This window comes from Stappia sp. BW2, from assembly GCF_008107695.1.
Lineage (GTDB): Bacteria > Pseudomonadota > Alphaproteobacteria > Rhizobiales > Stappiaceae > Roseibium.
Map to the genome: position 1 here is coordinate 1,029,129 of NZ_VIRG01000070.1, position 19,207 is coordinate 1,048,335.

Sequence of the window (19,207 nt, forward strand, 5' to 3'; positions counted from 1 at the left end):
GGAGAGGCCAATGTCTGCTGCAACCATTCTGGAAGAAGAACAGAAGCACGCCCTTCATTCGCGGGAGTTCGGTTTCTGGATCTATCTGATGACCGACGCAGTCATCTTCGCACTGCTGTTTGCCTCCTATGCGGTCCTTGCAAAGAACTCCGCCGCGGGGCCGACCTCGAAGGAGCTTTTCGATCTGGGCAGGACTTCGGTTGAAACCGGTTTGCTGCTCGTCTCCAGCCTGACCTTCGGGATGGCGAGCATTGCCCTGATGCACGATCAGAAGGGCCGTGTGGTCCGGTGGCTTATCGTCACCTTGCTGCTCGGTCTTGCCTTTCTGGGGATGGAGCTGAGCGAATTTTCGGGCATGATCGACAAGGGTGCCGGACCGGAGGTCAGCGGCTTTCTGTCCGCCTTCTTTACGCTGGTCGGAACCCACGGCCTGCATGTTGCCCTTGGCTCACTCGGCATCGTGGTGATGATCGCTCAGGTGCTGACCAAGGGATTGACGGCGCCGGTGCGCTCCCGGCTTACGCGGCTCGGGCTCTTCTGGCATTTTCTCGACATCGTCTGGATCGGAATCTTTTCGGTGGTCTATCTGCCGGGCGTTCTATAGGGGGCACTCATGAACCATTCCGCTGATCGCAGCCAGTCTACTTATCTGACCGGTTTTGTTCTTGCTGTCCTGTTGACCGCCATTCCCTTCGCTCTTGTCTGGGGTGGACTGCTTGTCGGCCCTGCGGTTTACGCGGTCATCGCCGTTGCTGCGGTGCTGCAGGTGATCGTGCATCTGGTGTTTTTCCTGCATATCGATTTGAAATCGACCCCGGTTGAAAACCTGTTTTTCCTGGTCTTTGCTGCAGTTCTCATCTTCATCATGGTGGGCGGCAGCCTCTGGATCATGATGGACCTCCATCACCGGATGCAGTGAATGTCAAAGGTGTAGCCGCCAGCCCAGGGGCTGGTGGCCCCCATCAGACTGGAAAAAGAGTGACATGACAGGCAATCGCTCCTTATTGGCTGGAAGCTTTCTTGCCGCCGGGATCCTGCTGACGGGCTCGTCTAGCGCATCGGCTGACTGCCAGGCCGACATCGACAAGGTCGAAAACGCCGTTGTCCACTCCGAGCGCGAGGGTATCGACATCACAGTTGCCGAGAAGATGCGCGCACTGCTCGAAGAAGCAAACAAGGAACGGCAGGCGGGCAATGAGGCCAAATGCCAGGAGCTTATCGACCAGGCAAAATACATCGGCGATGTGGAATGACGTGCGCTGTCCAGCCGATTGTTCCGCTGATCTGTTGACCCTTGATCAGGACAGCGTCGTCTGGACGTGAAGTAGCCGCGAGGCGATCTCGGTCGATACTTGATAAAATGGCACCAGGCGTTGCGCTCGCCAACTATGGCCTGGGCAGTTCGATCACTGCTCGGGCCTCTGTGGTCGCGTCATGCCCAAAATTCTGGTCCCCAGTCGCTGAGCGTAGAGTATTCGGCAATTGGAGCGGAACTGGGCGGGGGGCACGCGCGGACAGAAAACATGCGTGGTTTGCCTGAAGCAAACGGCAAGCCCGAGGCTAGAGAAAGCCATGTGACAAGAATGAGCCTTGGGGGGAAAAATGGTGCCGGCAGCAGGATTCGAACCCGCGACCCCGAGATTACAAATCACGTGCTCTACCAGCTGAGCTATACCGGCGCCGGGAATGGCTTCTACCAGATTGGGCGCGCTTGTCCATGCCCTGATCTGCATTTTTCGATTCTGATTCCAGAAAATCCCCTAAACCCCTCAAATTATTTCGAAAACCCGGTAGTCGCTGTGGATAGAGTGGCTCTTGTCCGTGATTTGCCTTATGCTGCAATGGCACTGCGAAGGCCCGATTCCACAAAACATTCTGCTTTTTCCAGAAGCCGAGATGCAAAAGAACACGCTTGGCCTCCGTCGGGGCGGCATTGGTCGAGAATCGTGAAGGCTGGAGTCTTTTCTGGAGGTTCGGGGAAAGCGCTGGTGCTGCACTTTAGGAGCTGAACATATAATTTTGCCAGCGAACCGGGGACAGGCAGGCAAATTGCCGTTGCCGGTGGCAGAGACAGCGGTCTTGCGAGAGGTGTGTTGATTCACCATGCGAGCGTGGATGGAACCGCCTTGGTCTGGTGACAGGCCTGATCCGGTTCGAGGCAAGGCTTGCGAGCAAGACAGCCAAGTGCCATGCGAACGCTGTGCGGGGTAACCTCAACCGAAAGACCTCTAGAAAGAGAAGGGGGACTTACAGCCCCATCTTCATCCGCGCTACATAGAGTGACAGAACAGCAGCATTGGAAACATTGAGCGAGCGAATCTCGCCTGGCATGTCGAGGCGGGCCGTCAGGCCGCAGGCTTCGCGCACACCCTGTCGCACGCCTTTGCCTTCCGAGCCGAGCACCAGAACGGTTCTGTCGCCGAACGGCGTTTCTTCAAGACTTGCCGGGCCGTCGCTGTCGAGGGCAATGCAGGAAAATCCCTCTTCTTTCATCTCGGCGACGAAGCGGGCCATGTTTTTCACCCGGACATGTTTGATCATGTCGAGCGCCCCGGAAGCGGATTTCGCCAGAACGGAGCCTTCCTCCGGTGCATGGCGTTCTGTGGTCACCACAGCATCGGCATCCAGCGCGACGGCGGAACGCAGGATTGCCCCGACATTGTGCGGGTCGGTCACCTGGTCAAGCGCCAGCACCAGCCGGGCACCCTTCAGATGTTCCGCGCCATAGGCGGGCAGGGGATCGGCTTCCAGAATCATGCCCTGATGAACCGCATCCTTGGTCACCATCCGGTCCAGAGCGCGCGGCATCATGGATTCAACGGGCACATCGATCTTCACACCGCGCTCTTCGAGGCGGCGAATGGCGTTGTCCGTTGCAAACAGCTTCAGGCGTTTGCGATCCTTGTTGGCAAAGGCAGCTTCCACCGTATGCAGGCCATAAAGCAGCACAGGGCCTTCCGGCGGCAGACCCGGACGGCGTGGCGCCGGTTTGCCGCCGGATTTCTTGTCGCCGCGAAAGCCCGGCTTGCCGCCGACGCGGAATGGTTTCTTGTCGTCACTCATGGCGCAGCTCTAGCTGGATTTCCTTTTAAGGAAAAGAGGGAAACGCAGTACGGTCGTTCCTTCAGCCTTCTCTCATGAAGGCTTCAGGATCATGCAGCTGACGGTGCCATGGGCGATCAGTTTGCCGTTAGCGTCCCGCAGATCGCCTTCGGAGGTCGCCAGACGGGAGCCGCGATGAACGATCCGACCTTCGCAGATCACTTCGCCACTCGTCTCAAGCAGCGGGCGAACCATGTTCACGTTGAGTGTTGTGGTGGTGTAATATTCGCCCGGTTGCAGAGTGGTATGGACCGCGCAGCTCAGCGCCGTGTCGATCAGTGTCGATATCCAGCCACCATGTACAGTCCCGAGCGGGTTCAGGAACTCGCGTGCGGGCAGGCCGGTGAAGACCGCCCGGCCTTCGGAAAATTCCTTCATTCTTATATTGGAGTGACTCATGATCGGCGGCGCGGGCAAGTCACCTGCCATCATGCGTTCGAAGATGTCCAAGCCGGACATGGTGGCAAAGGCCGCTTTGGGCAAAGCGCCAGGAGTGTGGGACTTGCCGTTTTCGGTCAGCGTGGAGGTGTCGCTCATGAGAGTGTCCTGAGTAGGAGGTTTAGCCGGGTTTAGATGAGGGGACGGTGTCAGGCGCTGCCTTGTCCTGACTTTCGAGAATGTGGACCGCTTTACGCAATGTGGACATCTGCGCACGCACGGCATCGGCCCCGTCCGGGCCCAGCAGGTCGCTGAGCTCTTTTTGAGCCTTGAGCCAGGTGCCGTGAATTTCGATCACCTTTGCTTCGCCGAGCGGTGTCAGAACCGGAAGCACCTTCTTACCGCCTGTTTCCTGCCGGCCTATCAGGCCGGCGGCTTCGAGCGGTTTGAGGTTGCGTGCCAGTGTCGACCGGTCGATGCCGAGAAAGCGTGCGATCTCAGCTGCCGAAGCTGCTGATCCGTCCGCGATGGCCGCCAGAAGCTGTGCCTGTGTGAGTTCCAGACCGAGCGCTGCCAGGTGCCTGTTATAATGACGGGTCAGAAGATTGGCGGTGCGCCGGGCTGCGTGACCGAGGCAGGTTCGACCCATATGCTGAAAATCGATATCTTGGAGCGAAGAGGACATTTGTTGTAGATACAACAAATTGAGAATCTGCTCAAGCTATGGCGTGCGTCGCGCAGGTTTTCAGGGAGCTGCCGGGCGCAGTGGGCATTGCGAAAGAGGGCTCGGACGGATCTTGCCCGCTGGTGAAAGTTGTCCACAGGCAGACGAGCTCTTATCGCGGAATTTGGGCAAAACGCAGGGGAACCGTGACATCACAGCCATGCTGCTGCAATCTGGGAAAGCTGTCAGCCTTGGCAATCGCTCACGTTCGAAGCATCAGTTTCGCGCGTCCTGCTGATTTTGTTCATTTCTTTGTAAAATCGGCGTTGACAGGGCGGGGCCCTATCTGCATAACACGCGCCACGGGATTGCTCGCCCCTTCCGGGCGGGCTCTTCGGTAAGCCATCCTGATCGCTTCGGCGTGAAGCAGGACGAGATGGAGGAGTGCCCGAGTGGCTAAAGGGGACGGACTGTAAATCCGTTGGCTATGCCTACGTTGGTTCGAATCCAACCTCCTCCACCATCGTTCCTGGTTCTCTCGTTGTGCGGGTGTAGCTCAATGGTAGAGCAGCAGCCTTCCAAGCTGACGACGAGGGTTCGATTCCCTTCACCCGCTCCATCATGGGTGCTGATCGGAGTGTCCGGAACGGAAGGCTCTTTCGCCCGGAAATCCTGACAAGAAGTTCAACGGGAAGCAATTCGTCGCTCGCGGATCTGTCCATGGCGCCGGAAAGCGTCCCGCCTCGACCTAATTCGACCGAACCGAGTATTGGACAGAGAGCGACGCCGATGGCGAAGGAAAAATTTGAGCGCAACAAGCCGCACGTTAACATTGGCACGATTGGCCACGTTGACCACGGCAAGACGACGCTGACCGCAGCAATCACCATGACGCTGGCTGAAACCGGCGGTGCGACTGCAAAAGCTTACGACGAAATCGACGGCGCGCCTGAAGAAAAGGCCCGCGGCATCACCATCTCCACGGCACACGTTGAGTATGAGACGGAAAACCGTCACTACGCTCACGTGGACTGCCCTGGTCACGCCGACTACGTCAAGAACATGATCACCGGTGCTGCGCAGATGGACGGCGCGATCCTGGTGTGTTCTGCCGCTGACGGCCCGATGCCGCAGACCCGCGAACACATCCTCCTGGCTCGCCAGGTTGGTGTTCCGGCTCTGGTCGTGTTCATGAACAAGGTTGACCAGGTCGACGACGAAGAGCTTCTCGAGCTCGTCGAAATGGAAATCCGTGAACTGCTGTCTTCCTACGAATTCCCGGGCGACGACATTCCGATCGTCAAGGGTTCTGCGCTGGCAGCCGTTGAGAACCGCGATCCGGCCATCGGCCGCGATGCGATCCGTGAGCTGATGGCTCAGGTCGACGAATACATCCCGACCCCGGAACGTCCGAAGGACCTTCCGTTCCTGATGCCGATCGAAGACGTCTTCTCGATCTCTGGCCGTGGTACGGTTGTGACCGGTCGTGTTGAGCGCGGCATCATCAAGGTCGGCGAAGAAGTTGAAATCGTCGGCATCAAGGATACCAAGAAGACGACGGTTACCGGCGTTGAAATGTTCCGCAAGCTGCTGGACAGCGGTGAAGCAGGCGACAACATCGGCGCCCTGATCCGTGGTATCGGTCGTGAAGACGTTGAGCGTGGCCAGGTTCTTTGCAAGCCGGGTACTGTTACCCCGCACACGAAGTTCAAGGCTGAGGCTTACATCCTCACGAAAGAAGAAGGTGGCCGTCACACCCCGTTCTTCACCAACTACCGCCCGCAGTTCTACTTCCGTACGACGGACGTGACTGGTGTGGTGTCCCTGCCGGAAGGCACGGAAATGGTGATGCCGGGCGACAACGTCTCCGTTGACGTTGAGCTGATCGTGCCGATCGCGATGGAAGAAGGCCTGCGCTTCGCTATCCGCGAAGGTGGCCGTACCGTCGGTGCCGGCGTCGTCGCATCCATCATCGAATAAGATGAATTCGGCCTGCCGGGCCTTGTGCCCGGCAGGCCTACCTCTTAAGTCTTGCGATGTGCGGCTTCAGAGGGTATCAGGAGCAAGTTCGTTCAGGCGGACTTCTGAAGGGGTATAGCTCAGCTGGTAGAGCGACGGTCTCCAAAACCGTAGGTCGCGGGTTCGAACCCTGCTGCCCCTGCCAATTTGCTCTTGATTAATCTGCCTCGAGGGCTTAAGAGTTTCCTCGAGTGAGGCGCGCGAAGTTTTTCGCGCGCCCACTCGTATTTAACAGACCGGAATCGGAATGGCGAAGACCAATCCCTTTAAATTTATCCAGGAAGTACGTGCGGAAACGTCCAAGGTCACTTGGCCGACGCGCAAGGAGACGGCGATAACCACCGTGATGGTTTTCATCATGGTTGTGATCGCTGCAATCTTTTTTCTCGTGGCAGATCAGTTGATGGGCTTCGGGATCGGCTATCTTCTGGGTGTCGGCGGCTAATTTACTGCAGCCGCCCGGGCGATTGTCCGGTTTGAAGACAAAGAACAAGAAACGGAACTGAGATCCATGGCCAAGCGCTGGTACATTGTGCACGCCTACTCCAATTTCGAGAAGAAGGTCGCCGAGTCCATCCGCGAAAAGGCTGAGCAGAAGGGTGTGTCCGATCTGTTCGAGGAAATTCTCGTTCCGATGGAAAAGGTCGTTGAAGTGCGCCGTGGCCGCAAGGTTGATGCTGAGCGCAAATTCTTCCCGGGCTACGTCCTGGTGAAGATGGAAATGACCAACGAGGCGTTTCACCTGATCAAGGATACACCGAAGGTGACCGGGTTTCTGGGGGCGGATCAAAAGCCGATGCCGATCCCGGAAAAAGAAGCTATGCGCATCATCAACCAGGTGCAGGAAGGTGTTGACCGGCCGAAGCCTTCCGTCACCTTCGAGGTTGGCGAGCAGGTGCGTGTTTCCGATGGTCCGTTCGCATCCTTCTCCGGTCTTGTCGAGGAAGTCGACGACGAGCGCGCACGTCTCAAGGTGGCAGTGTCCATCTTTGGCCGCGCAACGCCGGTGGAACTGGAATTCGGTCAGGTCGACAAGCTCTGACCGTTTGCTGCCCTGAGGGGTGGCTTGAGAGCCCGGTTGCAGTGTCCAGCGGGATACAGTTTCCGGGATGAAAGGGTGGAAGGTTCTGGAGCTCTTCGCCGGGTTCCGAAAAGGGCCGGACCACCAACTCCCAAGCAGTTGAAGAGCCATTCAGCTGTATATGACTGGAGAGAAACATGGCGAAAAAAATTGAAGGTTTCCTGAAGCTTCAGGTGCCGGCAGGTTCCGCTACTCCGTCGCCGCCCATTGGTCCGGCGCTCGGTCAGCGTGGTCTGAACATCATGGAATTCTGCAAGGCGTTTAACGCTGCCACGCAGGATGCTGAAAAGGGCGCTCCGTGCCCGACCGTGATCACTTACTACTCCGACAAGTCCTTCACGTTCGAAGTGAAGACGGCTCCGGTCAGCTTCTTCCTGAAGAAAGCTGCGAAGCTGCAGAAGGGTTCCCAGACCCCGGGCCGTGGCACGGTAGGTTCTGTGACCAAGGCTCAGGTGAAGGAAATCGCCGAAGCCAAGATGAAGGACCTGAACGCCAACGACGTCGATGCAGCAATGCTGATGGTCGAAGGCTCCGCCCGCTCCATGGGCCTTGAGGTAACGGAGTAAGATCATGGCGAAGGTTGGTAAGCGTATCAAGACAGCGCGTGAAGGTCTCGACCGCAACAAGCTGTATTCCCTGAACGAAGCTGTTGGCCTCGTGAAGGATCGTTCCAAGACCAAGTTCGACGAAACCGTTGAAGTTGCGATTAATCTCGGTGTTGATCCCCGCCATGCAGACCAGATGGTCCGCGGCGTGTGCATCCTGCCGAACGGCACCGGCAAGACCGTTCGTGTTGCCGTGTTCGCACGTGGCGACAAGGCTGAGGAAGCCAAGGCAGCCGGCGCCGATATCGTTGGTGCAGAAGAGCTGGTTCAGGAAGTTCAGGGCGGCAAGATCGATTTCGATCGCTGCATTGCAACTCCGGACATGATGCCGCTCGTCGGTCGTCTTGGTAAGGTTCTCGGCCCGCGTGGCCTGATGCCGAACCCGAAAGTCGGCACTGTGACTCCGGACGTCAAGTCCGCTGTCAACGACGCCAAGGGCGGCGCCGTTCAGTTCCGCGTCGAAAAGGCCGGTATCGTTCATGCCGGCGTTGGCAAGGTGTCCTTCTCCGAAGAAGCGATCACCGAGAACGTCAAGGCCCTGCTGGACGCTGTTCAGAAAGCCAAGCCGACTGGCGCAAAAGGCACATACCTGAAGCGCATCGCCGTGTCCTCTACGATGGGCCCGGGCGTGAAGGTCGACCTCGCCACTGTTGCTGGCGAATAATCCGGACTTTCCGGATTTATACAAGATTTCGGCCAAATGGCCGAATAGACCTGGCGGCTAGCCGCCAGGTTGCCCTGTCCGAGACTGCAGGTGCCGGGAAACCGGCTTAAGCCGAACAAGGCCTGCATAGATGGGTGAGAACCGATTTCGCCACCGATCCGGTGGACCGACCCGGTTCGAACCAGACCTTGCCGGGCGCCCAAGGGCGCGAAGGTGAGGGGACAGGACCCTGAGCGTCGCCAGGATGGGTGGTTCCGGGTTCGGGACCATCTGCCAGGCGGCAAGGTAAACCGGCGGCATCACAGCCGCCAAATGGAGAAGGCAAGTGGAAAGAGCGGAAAAGCACGAGTTCGTGTCGGCCCTCAACGCCGAGCTGGGTAACACCGGTGTTGTCGTCGTCGCGCACTATGCAGGCCTTTCGGTAGCTCAGATGACCGCATTGCGGGCATCCGTGCGCGAAGCCGGCGGCACTGTAAAAGTCGCAAAAAACCGCCTTGTCAAACTCGCCCTTCAAGGCACCGACCTTGAGCACATCTCCGACCTGTTTCAGGGCCCGACCGTTATCGTCCACTCCGACGATCCGGTAGCCGCTCCGAAAGCAGCCGTCGATTTCGCCAAGGCAAACGAAAAGTTTGCGATCCTTGGTGGTGCTCTTGGCTCGACCAACCTGAACCCGGATGGGGTCAAGTCTCTGGCAACCATGCCGTCGCTCGATGAGCTGCGTGCGAAACTGGTTGGCATGATCCAGACCCCGGCTTCCCGGATTGCACAGGTTGTCAACGCTCCGGCCGGGCAGCTTGCCCGCGTCTTCGGCGCTTACGCCAAGAAGGACGAGGCCGCATAAGGCGTCCAAACACACTGTCTCACGTAACCAAAACTGGTTCGAACTTAAGGTACTGAAAAATGGCTGATCTTGAAAAGCTCGTTGACGAACTGTCCGCACTGACCGTTATGGAAGCTGCTGAACTCAGCAAGCTTCTGGAAGAAAAGTGGGGCGTTTCTGCTGCTGCTCCGGTCGCAGTTGCTGCTGCTGCTGCTGGTGGTGGCGATGCCGCTGCTGCTGAAGAAAAGACCGAATTTGACGTTGTCCTGACCGCTGCTGGCGACAAGAAAATCAACGTCATCAAGGAAGTCCGCGCTATCACCGGTCTTGGCCTGAAAGAAGCTAAGGAGCTCGTCGAAGGCGCTCCGAAGCCGGTCAAGGAAGGCGTTGGCAAAGACGAAGCAGAAGAGCTGAAGAAGAAGCTCGAAGAAGCTGGCGCATCTGTCGAGCTGAAATAATAGAGGCCTTTTGGCCTTTTGAACGGTCCCGGGTAACCGGGACCGTTATTCGCCCCGGCGGGATTTTCCCGTTTCCGGGGCATACGTACCACTAGAGCATCCTGCTTTCGCAAGACGGCAGACCAAGATGTTCTGGGCCCCTAAGTCCGGTCAACTTGTCTGGTTTCAGGTGAGGGCACCTGAAGCAGGTTGATCCAGGGGGGACGGTTTTCCGAAGCGCCCGGGCGCTCGCCCGATTGGAAAAGGGGCGTTTCGGGAAGCCGTTACCCGGCCGATACGAGGAGCGACAATGACCCAAACGTTCAACGGTCGCAAAAAGGTCCGTAAATATTTCGGATCGATCCGCGATGTCGCGGCTATGCCTAATCTCATCGAGGTTCAAAAAGCATCCTACGACCAGTTTCTACAGGTCGATGAGATGCCGGGCGGTGGCCGCAAGAATGAAGGCCTTGAAGCGGTCTTCCAGTCCGTATTTCCGATCTCGGATTTTGCGGGCACTTCCCTTCTGGAATTCGTTTCCTTCGAATTTGAAGCTCCAAAATACGACGTCGACGAGTGCCGCCAGCGCGACATGACCTTTGCAGCACCGCTGAAGGTTACTCTGCGCCTGATCGTATTCGACGTCGATGAAGACACCGGTGCCAAGTCCGTCAAAGACATCAAGGAACAGGATGTCTACATGGGCGACATGCCGTTCATGACCGACAACGGCACCTTCATCGTCAATGGTACCGAGCGGGTCATCGTCTCCCAGATGCACCGTTCTCCCGGTGTGTTCTTTGACCATGACAAGGGCAAGACCCATTCTTCCGGCAAGCTGCTGTTCGCAGCGCGCGTGATCCCGTATCGCGGTTCCTGGCTCGACATCGAGTTCGACGCCAAGGACATCGTGCATGCGCGTATCGACCGCCGCCGCAAGATCCCGGTTACCTCCCTGCTGATGGCGCTTGGCCTCGATGGCGAAGAAATCCTCAACACGTTCTACAAGCGCATCGATTACACCCGGCAGAAGGATGGCTCCTGGCGGATGCCGTTTGATGGCGCTCGGCTGAAGGGCACCAAGGCGTCCTACGACCTGATCGACGCCGACAGCGGCGAAGTGGTGATCGAAGGTGGTCGCAAGATCACCCAGCGCACCATCAAGCAGCTCGAGGAAAAGGGCGTCACCGCTCTTAAAGTGACCGACGAAGACCTTCATGGCCAGTATCTGGCGGAAGACATCGTCGACATGAAGAGCGGCGAGATCTATGCCGAAGCCGGTGACGAGATTACCGGCAAGCTGCTGGAAGAACTGGTGGACCGTGGTTACCACGACCTGCCGATGCTCGACATCGACCATGTCAACACAGGTCCCTACATCCGCAACACGCTGTCGGTCGACAAGAACGAATCCCGCGAGGATGCGCTGTTCGACATCTACCGCGTGATGCGCCCGGGCGAGCCGCCCACCATCGACACTGCCGAGGCGATGTTCCAGTCGCTGTTCTTCGATGAAGAGCGCTACGATCTGTCCGCGGTTGGCCGCGTGAAGATGAACATGCGTCTTGACGTGGAGTGCGCCGACACTGTCCGCACACTGCGCAAGGCCGACATCCTTGAAGTCATCCGGGTTCTTCTGGAACTGCGTGACGGCAAGGGCGAAATCGACGACATCGACAACCTCGGCAACCGCCGTGTTCGTTCTGTCGGCGAGCTGATGGAAAATCAGTACCGCGTCGGTCTGTTGCGTATGGAACGTGCGATCAAGGAGCGCATGAGCTCGGTCGAAATCGACACGGTCATGCCGCAGGATCTGATCAACGCGAAGCCGGCTGCCGCTGCCGTTCGTGAATTCTTCGGCTCTTCGCAGCTGTCGCAGTTCATGGACCAGACCAACCCGCTGTCGGAAGTCACCCACAAGCGCCGCCTGTCGGCTCTTGGACCGGGTGGTCTGACCCGCGAACGCGCAGGCTTCGAAGTCCGTGACGTTCACCCGACGCACTATGGTCGTATTTGCCCGATTGAAACGCCGGAAGGCCCGAACATCGGTCTGATCAACTCGCTGGCAACCTTCGCGCGTGTGAACAAGTACGGCTTCATCGAAAGCCCGTACCGGAAAGTGAAAGACGGCGCCGTTACCAACGAAGTCGTCTATCTTTCCGCCATGGAAGAAGCCAAGCACTACGTGGCCCAGTCCAACGCCGTCTACGACGACGAAGGCCGGTTCACGGAAGAGCTGATCACCTGCCGTCACGCCGGCGAAAACATGATGGTTCCGTCCGACAAGGTCGACCTCATGGACGTGTCGCCGAAGCAGCTCGTGTCCGTCGCGGCCGCGCTCATCCCGTTCCTCGAGAACGATGACGCCAACCGCGCACTGATGGGCTCGAACATGCAGCGTCAGGCCGTTCCGCTGGTCCGTGCCGAGGCACCGTTCGTGGGTACCGGCATGGAGCCGATCGTGGCCCGCGATTCCGGGGCCGCCATTGGTGCACGCCGTGCGGGTGTTGTCGATCAGGTGGATGCGACGCGTATCGTTATCCGCGCGACCGAGGACCTCGATCCGGGCAAGTCCGGTGTCGATATCTACCGTCTGCAGAAGTTCCAGCGGTCCAACCAGAACACCTGCATCAACCAGCGTCCGCTGGTGCGTGTCGGTGACCGGATCAACAAGGGCGATATCATCGCCGACGGTCCGTCGACCGATCTTGGCGATCTGGCGCTCGGCCGGAACGTGCTCGTCGCGTTCATGCCCTGGAACGGCTACAACTTCGAGGATTCCATCCTCCTGTCCGAACGGATCGTCTCTGACGACGTGTTCACCTCCATTCACCTCGAGGAATTCGAAGTGATGGCCCGTGACACCAAGCTTGGACCGGAAGAAATCACGCGTGACATTCCGAACGTTTCGGAAGAAGCGCTGAAGAACCTCGACGAAGCCGGCATCGTCTACATCGGCGCCGAACTGAACCCGGGTGATATCCTGGTCGGCAAGATCACGCCGAAGGGTGAAAGCCCGATGACACCGGAAGAAAAGCTTCTGCGTGCCATCTTCGGTGAAAAGGCGTCCGACGTTCGCGACACTTCCCTGCGTCTTCCGCCGGGGGTTTCGGGTACTGTTGTCGAAGTGCGCGTCTTCAATCGCCACGGCGTTGAAAAAGACGAACGCGCGATGGCTATCGAGCGTGAGGAAATCGAGCGTCTCGCAAAAGACCGCGACGACGAACAGGCGATCCTCGACCGCAACGTCTATGGCCGTCTGGCCGAGATGCTGATGGACAAGACAGCCGTTGCCGGCCCGAAGGGCTCCAAGAAGGACACCGTGCTCACCGGTGACGTTCTCAACGACTTCCCGCGCTCGCAGTGGTGGCAGTTTGCCACTGACGACGAGAAGTTCATGTCCGAGATCGAAGCTCTGCGTGGTCAGTATGACGACAGCCGCAAGCGTCTCGAGCAGCGTTTCATCGACAAGGTCGAGAAACTGCAGCGCGGTGACGAACTGCCGCCGGGTGTCATGAAGATGGTCAAGGTCTTCGTTGCCGTGAAGCGCAAGCTTCAGCCGGGCGACAAGATGGCTGGCCGTCACGGCAACAAGGGCGTGGTCTCCAAGATCAACCCGTGCGAAGACATGCCGTTCCTGGAAGACGGCACGCATGTCGATATCGTGTTGAACCCGCTCGGCGTTCCGTCGCGCATGAACGTCGGTCAGATCCTTGAAACCCACCTGGGTTGGGCCTGCCGCGGCATGGGTAACCGGATCGGCGAATTGTACGAAGAGTACAGGAAGTCGGGCGAGATCGACGAGTTGCGCGGCAAGATCGTAGAGATCTATGGCGACAACATGAAGGGCGACAACGTCAAGGGATACGACGACGAAGGCGTCGTCCGCCTGGCGGAGCAGCTGAAGAAGGGCGTCAGCATTGCAACGCCGGTCTTCGACGGTGCGCGTGAACCCGATGTCGTCGAGGCGCTCAACATCGCTGGCTATGATCCGAGCGGCCAGTCCGTTCTGTATGATGGCCGAACCGGTGAAGAGTTCGACCGCAAGGTGACCGTGGGCTACATCTACATGTTGAAGCTCCACCACCTGGTCGACGACAAGATCCATGCCCGTTCGATTGGCCCGTACTCGCTCGTCACCCAGCAGCCGCTCGGTGGTAAGGCACAGTTCGGTGGCCAGCGCTTCGGGGAAATGGAGGTCTGGGCGCTTGAAGCATACGGTGCAGCCTACACGCTGCAGGAAATGCTCACCGTCAAGTCGGATGACGTTGCCGGCCGTACGAAGGTCTATGAGGCCATCGTGCGTGGCGACGACACCTTCGAGGCGGGCATTCCGGAAAGCTTCAACGTGCTTGTGAAGGAAATGCGGTCCCTGGGTCTCAACGTTGAACTGCAACGAACCGATGTCCCAGTGATCGGCGAGGAAGAAACTGCGGACGCCGCAGAATAACCCCGCCTACGGACCACAAATGACTTGGAATGCCGGTTGCGGGGAGGGGCGCAAGAGCTCGCTCCCCCGCCGCGCATCGAAGGAGATGGATCATGAATCATGAGGTCATGAACCTGTTCAATCAACAGGCTCCCACACAGACCTTCGACAATATCCGGATTTCGCTTGCGAGCCCGGAAAAGATCTTGTCCTGGTCTTTCGGCGAAATCAAAAAGCCGGAAACCATCAACTACCGTACGTTCAAGCCTGAACGTGACGGTCTGTTCTGCGCGCGTATCTTTGGTCCGATCAAGGACTACGAGTGCCTGTGCGGCAAGTACAAGCGCATGAAATACAAAGGCGTTATCTGCGAAAAGTGTGGCGTTGAAGTCACCCTTTCGCGGGTCCGCCGTGAACGCATGGGCCACATCGAACTGGCCGCGCCTGTTGCGCACATCTGGTTCCTGAAGTCCCTGCCGAGCCGTATCGGCCTTCTGCTCGACATGACGCTGAAGGATCTGGAACGGGTTCTGTATTTCGAGAACTACGTGGTTCTCGAGCCGGGCCTGACCCCGCTCAAGCAGCACCAGCTTCTGTCTGAAGAAGACTTCGTCGCCGCTCAGGACGAGTATGGCGAAGATGCCTTCACCGCAATGATCGGTGCTGAAGCGATCCGCGAGATCCTGATGAGCATGGATCTGGAGCGCGAAAGCGAGAAGCTGCGTCAGGAGATCGCCGAGGCGACCACCGAACTGAAGCCGAAGAAGCTTGCCAAGCGTCTGAAGGTCATCGAAGCATTCATGGAATCGGGCAACCGCCCGGAATGGATGATCATGACCGTCGTTCCGGTGATCCCGCCGGATCTTCGTCCGCTGGTTCCGCTTGACGGCGGCCGGTTCGCGACGTCCGATCTGAACGATCTCTACCGCCGCGTGATCAACCGTAACAACCGTCTGCGCCGCCTGATGGAACTGCGTGCTCCGGATATCATCATCCGGAACGAAAAGCGCATGCTGCAGGAGTCCGTTGACGCCCTGTTCGACAACGGCCGCCGCGGCCGCGTCATCACCGGTGCCAACAAGCGTCCGCTGAAGTCGCTGTCCGACATGTTGAAGGGCAAGCAGGGCCGGTTCCGTCAGAACCTGCTCGGCAAGCGCGTCGATTATTCCGGCCGTTCGGTTATCACCGTGGGTCCGGAACTCAAGCTGCACCAGTGCGGCTTGCCGAAGAAGATGGCGCTTGAGCTGTTCAAGCCGTTCATCTATTCGCGGCTTGACGCCAAAGGCTTCTCTTCGACCGTGAAGCAGGCCAAGAAGCTGGTGGAAAAGGAACGTCCGGAAGTTTGGGACATCCTCGACGAAGTCATCCGTGAGCACCCGGTTCTCCTGAACCGCGCGCCGACGCTGCACCGTCTTGGTATCCAGGCATTCGAACCGACGCTGATCGAAGGCAAGGCTATCCAACTGCACCCGCTCGTCTGCTCGGCCTTCAACGCCGACTTCGACGGTGACCAGATGGCTGTTCACGTACCGCTGTCGCTGGAAGCCCAGCTCGAAGCGCGTACGCTGATGATGTCGACCAACAACATTCTGCACCCGGCAAACGGTGGCCCGATCATCGTTCCGTCGCAGGATATCGTTCTGGGTCTCTACTATCTGTCGATCATGGCGGAAAAGGAACCGGGCGAAGGCATGGTCTTCGGCAACACCGGTGAGATCCACCACGCGCTGGCCAACAAGGTCATCACGCTGCACACCAAGATCAAGGGCCGGTTCCGCTCCATCGATGCCGATGGAAACGAGACCTCCGAGATCAACGAAACCACTCCGGGCCGCATGCTTATTGCGGAGCTTCTGCCGAAGCACCACGAAGTGCCGTTCGAGGTCTGCAACAAGCTGATGACCAAGAAGGACATCTCCAAGATGATCGACACGGTTTACCGTGCCTGCGGTCAGAAGGAGACGGTTATCTTCTGTGACCGGATCATGCAGCTTGGTTTCAAGAACGCCTGTAACGCCGGCATCTCTTTCGGCATGGACGACATGGTCATCCCGGACACCAAGCACAATCTGGTGGCGGAAACGTCGTCGCTCGCAACCGAATACGAGCAGCAGTACAACGACGGTCTGATCACCCAGGGCGAGAAGTACAACAAGGTTGTCGACGCCTGGGCGAAATGTACCGACAAGATTGCTGACGAGATGATGGCCCGCATTAAGGCGGTCCAGATCGATGAAGAGAGCGGACGTCAGAAGCCGATGAACTCGGTTTACATGATGTCTCACTCCGGTGCCCGTGGTTCGCCCCAGCAGATGAAGCAGCTGGCCGGCATGCGTGGCCTTATGGCCAAGCCGGATGGGTCCATCATCGAGAACCCGATCATCTCGAACTTCAAGGAAGGTCTGTCGGTTCTGGAGTACTTCAACTCCACGCACGGTGCCCGTAAGGGTCTGGCCGATACCGCACTGAAGACCGCTAACTCCGGTTACCTGACCCGCCGTCTGGTGGACGTCGCCCAGGATTCCATTATCCTGGAACCGGATTGCGGATCCACGCGCGGCATCACCGTTGCTCCGATCGTCGATGCCGGTAACGTCATCGCCTCGCTCGGCATGCGCGTTCTGGGCCGTACGACTGCGGAAGATGTCTACAATAACCAGACCGGAGAACTGCTTGTCGCCAAGGGCACGCTGATCGACGAGAAGGACGTTGATGCCATCGAGGCCGCCAAGGTTCAGCAGATCAAGATCCGTTCGGTTCTGACCTGTGAAACCGAAACCGGCGTCTGCGCGACCTGCTACGGTCGTGACCTTGCACGTGGTACACCTGTGAACATGGGTGAAGCTGTCGGCGTTATCGCCGCACAGTCCATCGGTGAGCCGGGCACGCAGCTGACCATGCGTACCTTCCACATCGGTGGTACCGCACAGGTGGTCGACAGCTCGTTCATCGAGTCCAACGTCGATGGTACGATCAAGATCCGGAACCGTTCGGTCAATCGCGACAGCGACGGCAATCTGATTGCCATGGTCCGCAACATGTCCATCGTTGTTATCGACAGCGACGGTAACGAGCGCGCCGTGCACCGGGTGGCCTATGGTTCCAAGCTGCATGTCGATGAAGGCGATGCGGTCAAGCGCGGCCAGCGGATTGCCGAATGGGATCCGTATACCCGGCCAATGCTTGCAGAAGTCGACGGTATCGTGGACTTCGAGGATCTGGTCGATGGTGCGTCCGTTCAGGAAACGGCCGATGAGGCGACCGGTATCACCAAGCGTGTCGTCATCGACTGGCGCTCTTCGCAGCGTGGTCAGGATTTGAAGCCGGCAATCGTCATCAAGGACGAAAAAGGCACCATTTTCAAAACCGACCGCGGCTCCGACGCTCGTCTGATACTTTCCGTGGACGCGATCCTGTCCGTTCAGCCTGGGTCTTCGGTCAAGGCTGGTGACGTTCTGGCTCGTATCCCGCTGGAAAGTGCAAAGACCAAGGACATCACCGGTGGTCTGCCGCGTGTTGCGGAACTGTTCGAGGCTCGCCGTCCGAAGGATCATGCGATCATCGCCGAAATCGATGGTACGATCCGCTTCGGTCGCGACTACAAGAACAAGCGCCGCGTCATCATCGAGCCAGCGGAAGAAGGTGTCGAGCCCGTCGAATACCTCATCCCGAAAGGCAAGCACTTCCATCTTCAGGAAGGCGACGCCATTGAAAAGGGTGAGTACATTCTCGACGGTAACCCGGCTCCGCACGACATCCTGGCCGTTAAAGGCGTGGAGGCCCTGGCGGCTTACCTCGTCAACGAAATCCAGGAAGTCTACCGTCTGCAGGGCGTGACCATCAACGACAAGCACATTGAAGTGATTGTCCGCCAGATGTTGCAGAAGGTCGAAATCACCGATCCGGGTGACACGGAGTTCTTCGCAGGCGAACAGATCGACAAGATCGACTTCGAGGAAGCCAACAGCCGGGCGATCGACAATGCACGCGATCCTGCCAAGGGAGTGCCGGTTCTGCTCGGTATCACCAAGGCGTCGCTGCAGACGCGGTCGTTCTTCTCCGCCGCCTCCTTCCAGGAGACGACCCGCGTTCTTACCGACGCAGCGGTCAACGGCAAGACCGACCCGCTGGTCGGCCTCAAGGAGAACGTCATCGTTGGCCGTCTGATCCCGGCCGGTACCGGTGGGGTGATGAAGCGGATCCGCAAGATCGCGAGCCATCGCGACGACCTGATCCAGGAAGCTCAGCGTCAGCAGTCTTCGGACAGCGCAGCGGAAGGGCTTCTGGAAGACATGACCGGCGCAGCCGAATAATCGGTCTGCCGTCTAGCTATCGAAAGGCCGCCCTCGGGCGGCCTTTCTTGTATAATGAGGCAAAAGAGGCCTGATCATATGAACGACAATGAAGTTGAACTGGATCCGGTGGTCTACATCGTGATTGGCAGGGTGTGGGAAAACGAAGAGGCGTCGCCAGATGATGCCATAACCATTCACGCGCTGCTGAGGGCGCCTGATGATGACGATGCAGTGCGCAAGACGCTTGAGGCGCTTTCAGCCCAGGGGTTTGCGGAAGCTGAACTCGACCAGATCGGGGTTATGGATGGCGAACCGGATGACCCGGTTTACGAAGGCGCCTATCAGGATGCCCTTGCCGGCAACGTTGCCATCGTGACGTTCACGGCCTGACCTGCGAAAAGGTCTCCAATATTCGCTCTGTGTGCAATATACCTGTTGTGCGTTTGGCGCATAGCAGAGGCGAGGGGGGGAGGCGGCTTGCGAATCCAGGTTGCCTTCCGGCCAGACTTGTCAGGAATCACCACGTGAATCAACGTGCTGCAGGGCCGGACAAACGAGTCTTCGCAATCAAGTGCCCCGTTTTGACTCATTCCGGTCAGACTTGATTCAGGATTCCTCTGGTTTGCGGAATCGCGTCGCGTAATAAAGTTTCAAAAAAGCGCCGTAAAGGTATGGAATGAAGCTGCTAAGTGATGGGATTCGTTTCGGAA

16 protein-coding genes and 4 tRNA genes are annotated in these 19,207 nt (G+C 58.2%); 16 read left to right on the plus strand and 4 right to left on the minus strand.

Features of this window, described 5'->3' with window-relative positions:
- Positions 1-10: 10 nt before the first annotated feature.
- The 3 genes from cyoC (at position 11) to FMN63_RS23680 (ending at position 1,253) form a co-directional block, all read left to right on the plus strand.
- A complete protein-coding gene (gene cyoC / locus FMN63_RS23670) occupies positions 11-604 on the plus strand; it encodes a cytochrome o ubiquinol oxidase subunit III (protein ID WP_148586586.1) in 594 nt (197 codons plus the stop codon).
- Positions 605-613: 9 nt separating this feature from the next.
- A complete protein-coding gene (gene cyoD / locus FMN63_RS23675) occupies positions 614-919 on the plus strand; it encodes a cytochrome o ubiquinol oxidase subunit IV (RefSeq protein ID WP_148586587.1) in 306 nt (101 codons plus the stop codon).
- A gap of 64 nt (positions 920-983) precedes the next feature.
- Complete coding sequence (locus FMN63_RS23680; RefSeq protein ID WP_148586588.1) at positions 984-1,253, plus strand: hypothetical protein; 270 nt, start codon at positions 984-986, stop codon at positions 1,251-1,253.
- A gap of 350 nt (positions 1,254-1,603) precedes the next feature.
- Here FMN63_RS23680 and FMN63_RS23685 read toward each other — a convergent pair.
- From FMN63_RS23685 to FMN63_RS23700, 4 genes are all read right to left on the minus strand, one after another.
- Positions 1,604-1,679 (minus strand) — tRNA-Thr (locus FMN63_RS23685).
- A 568-nt stretch (positions 1,680-2,247) separates the two neighbouring features.
- On the minus strand, positions 2,248-3,063 hold the full coding sequence (locus FMN63_RS23690) for a TrmH family RNA methyltransferase (protein WP_148586589.1): 816 nt from the start codon (positions 3,061-3,063) through the stop codon (positions 2,248-2,250).
- Positions 3,064-3,135: 72 nt separating this feature from the next.
- Positions 3,136-3,639 (minus strand): PaaI family thioesterase, encoded by a 504-nt coding sequence (locus FMN63_RS23695; protein ID WP_148586590.1) that lies wholly within the window; start codon positions 3,637-3,639, stop codon positions 3,136-3,138.
- A 22-nt stretch (positions 3,640-3,661) separates the two neighbouring features.
- Complete coding sequence (locus tag FMN63_RS23700; RefSeq protein WP_209001288.1) at positions 3,662-4,129, minus strand: MarR family winged helix-turn-helix transcriptional regulator; 468 nt, start codon at positions 4,127-4,129, stop codon at positions 3,662-3,664.
- A 453-nt stretch (positions 4,130-4,582) separates the two neighbouring features.
- Between FMN63_RS23700 and FMN63_RS23705 the strand changes: the two genes are divergently transcribed.
- From FMN63_RS23705 to FMN63_RS23765, 13 genes are all read left to right on the plus strand, one after another.
- Positions 4,583-4,667, plus strand: a tRNA-Tyr gene (locus FMN63_RS23705).
- Positions 4,668-4,689: 22 nt separating this feature from the next.
- Positions 4,690-4,763 (plus strand) — tRNA-Gly (locus FMN63_RS23710).
- Positions 4,764-4,933: 170 nt separating this feature from the next.
- Complete coding sequence (gene tuf, locus FMN63_RS23715; RefSeq protein ID WP_148586591.1) at positions 4,934-6,124, plus strand: elongation factor Tu; 1,191 nt, start codon at positions 4,934-4,936, stop codon at positions 6,122-6,124.
- A 108-nt stretch (positions 6,125-6,232) separates the two neighbouring features.
- Positions 6,233-6,308: transfer RNA gene (locus tag FMN63_RS23720), tRNA-Trp, on the plus strand.
- Positions 6,309-6,410: 102 nt separating this feature from the next.
- On the plus strand, positions 6,411-6,608 hold the full coding sequence (gene secE, locus FMN63_RS23725) for a preprotein translocase subunit SecE (RefSeq protein ID WP_148586592.1): 198 nt from the start codon (positions 6,411-6,413) through the stop codon (positions 6,606-6,608).
- Between the two features lie 66 nt (positions 6,609-6,674).
- Positions 6,675-7,205 (plus strand): transcription termination/antitermination protein NusG, encoded by a 531-nt coding sequence (gene nusG, locus FMN63_RS23730; RefSeq protein WP_148586593.1) that lies wholly within the window; start codon positions 6,675-6,677, stop codon positions 7,203-7,205.
- Positions 7,206-7,381: 176 nt separating this feature from the next.
- Complete coding sequence (rplK, locus tag FMN63_RS23735) at positions 7,382-7,810, plus strand: 50S ribosomal protein L11 (protein WP_148586594.1); 429 nt, start codon at positions 7,382-7,384, stop codon at positions 7,808-7,810.
- 4 nt (positions 7,811-7,814) lie between these two features.
- Positions 7,815-8,513, plus strand: coding sequence for a 50S ribosomal protein L1 (rplA, locus tag FMN63_RS23740; RefSeq protein WP_148586595.1), 699 nt, complete (start codon positions 7,815-7,817; stop codon positions 8,511-8,513).
- 325 nt (positions 8,514-8,838) lie between these two features.
- Positions 8,839-9,357, plus strand: a complete 519-nt coding sequence (gene rplJ, locus FMN63_RS23745) for a 50S ribosomal protein L10 (RefSeq protein WP_023001583.1) — start codon at positions 8,839-8,841, stop codon at positions 9,355-9,357.
- A gap of 59 nt (positions 9,358-9,416) precedes the next feature.
- Entirely contained in the window at positions 9,417-9,794 is a 378-nt protein-coding gene (gene rplL, locus FMN63_RS23750) for a 50S ribosomal protein L7/L12 (protein WP_148586596.1), read from the plus strand.
- A gap of 289 nt (positions 9,795-10,083) precedes the next feature.
- Positions 10,084-14,223 (plus strand): DNA-directed RNA polymerase subunit beta, encoded by a 4,140-nt coding sequence (gene rpoB / locus FMN63_RS23755; protein WP_148586597.1) that lies wholly within the window; start codon positions 10,084-10,086, stop codon positions 14,221-14,223.
- 92 nt (positions 14,224-14,315) lie between these two features.
- Positions 14,316-18,515: a DNA-directed RNA polymerase subunit beta' gene (gene rpoC / locus FMN63_RS23760; protein ID WP_148586598.1), complete on the plus strand. Its 4,200-nt coding sequence runs from the start codon at positions 14,316-14,318 to the stop codon at positions 18,513-18,515.
- 78 nt (positions 18,516-18,593) lie between these two features.
- On the plus strand, positions 18,594-18,887 hold the full coding sequence (locus FMN63_RS23765; protein ID WP_148586599.1) for a regulator: 294 nt from the start codon (positions 18,594-18,596) through the stop codon (positions 18,885-18,887).
- Positions 18,888-19,207 lie beyond the last annotated feature (320 nt).

What these genes read in the sequence shown, in the direction of transcription:
- rplL (WP_148586596.1), top strand. Translation starts at nt 9,417, where the DNA reads ATGGCTGATCTTGAAAAGCTCGTTGACGAACTGTCCGCACTGACCGTT.
- FMN63_RS23680 (WP_148586588.1), top strand. Translation starts at nt 984, where the DNA reads ATGACAGGCAATCGCTCCTTATTGGCTGGAAGCTTTCTTGCCGCCGGG.
- rplA (WP_148586595.1), top strand. Translation starts at nt 7,815, where the DNA reads ATGGCGAAGGTTGGTAAGCGTATCAAGACAGCGCGTGAAGGTCTCGAC.
- nusG (WP_148586593.1), top strand. Translation starts at nt 6,675, where the DNA reads ATGGCCAAGCGCTGGTACATTGTGCACGCCTACTCCAATTTCGAGAAG.
- rplK (WP_148586594.1), top strand. Translation starts at nt 7,382, where the DNA reads ATGGCGAAAAAAATTGAAGGTTTCCTGAAGCTTCAGGTGCCGGCAGGT.
- cyoC (WP_148586586.1), top strand. Translation starts at nt 11, where the DNA reads ATGTCTGCTGCAACCATTCTGGAAGAAGAACAGAAGCACGCCCTTCAT.
- FMN63_RS23700 (WP_209001288.1), bottom strand. Translation starts at nt 4,129, where the DNA reads ATGGGTCGAACCTGCCTCGGTCACGCAGCCCGGCGCACCGCCAATCTT.
- rpoC (WP_148586598.1), top strand. Translation starts at nt 14,316, where the DNA reads ATGAATCATGAGGTCATGAACCTGTTCAATCAACAGGCTCCCACACAG.
- FMN63_RS23765 (WP_148586599.1), top strand. Translation starts at nt 18,594, where the DNA reads ATGAACGACAATGAAGTTGAACTGGATCCGGTGGTCTACATCGTGATT.
- cyoD (WP_148586587.1), top strand. Translation starts at nt 614, where the DNA reads ATGAACCATTCCGCTGATCGCAGCCAGTCTACTTATCTGACCGGTTTT.
- secE (WP_148586592.1), top strand. Translation starts at nt 6,411, where the DNA reads ATGGCGAAGACCAATCCCTTTAAATTTATCCAGGAAGTACGTGCGGAA.
- rpoB (WP_148586597.1), top strand. Translation starts at nt 10,084, where the DNA reads ATGACCCAAACGTTCAACGGTCGCAAAAAGGTCCGTAAATATTTCGGA.
- FMN63_RS23695 (WP_148586590.1), bottom strand. Translation starts at nt 3,639, where the DNA reads ATGAGCGACACCTCCACGCTGACCGAAAACGGCAAGTCCCACACTCCT.
- FMN63_RS23690 (WP_148586589.1), bottom strand. Translation starts at nt 3,063, where the DNA reads ATGAGTGACGACAAGAAACCATTCCGCGTCGGCGGCAAGCCGGGCTTT.
- tuf (WP_148586591.1), top strand. Translation starts at nt 4,934, where the DNA reads ATGGCGAAGGAAAAATTTGAGCGCAACAAGCCGCACGTTAACATTGGC.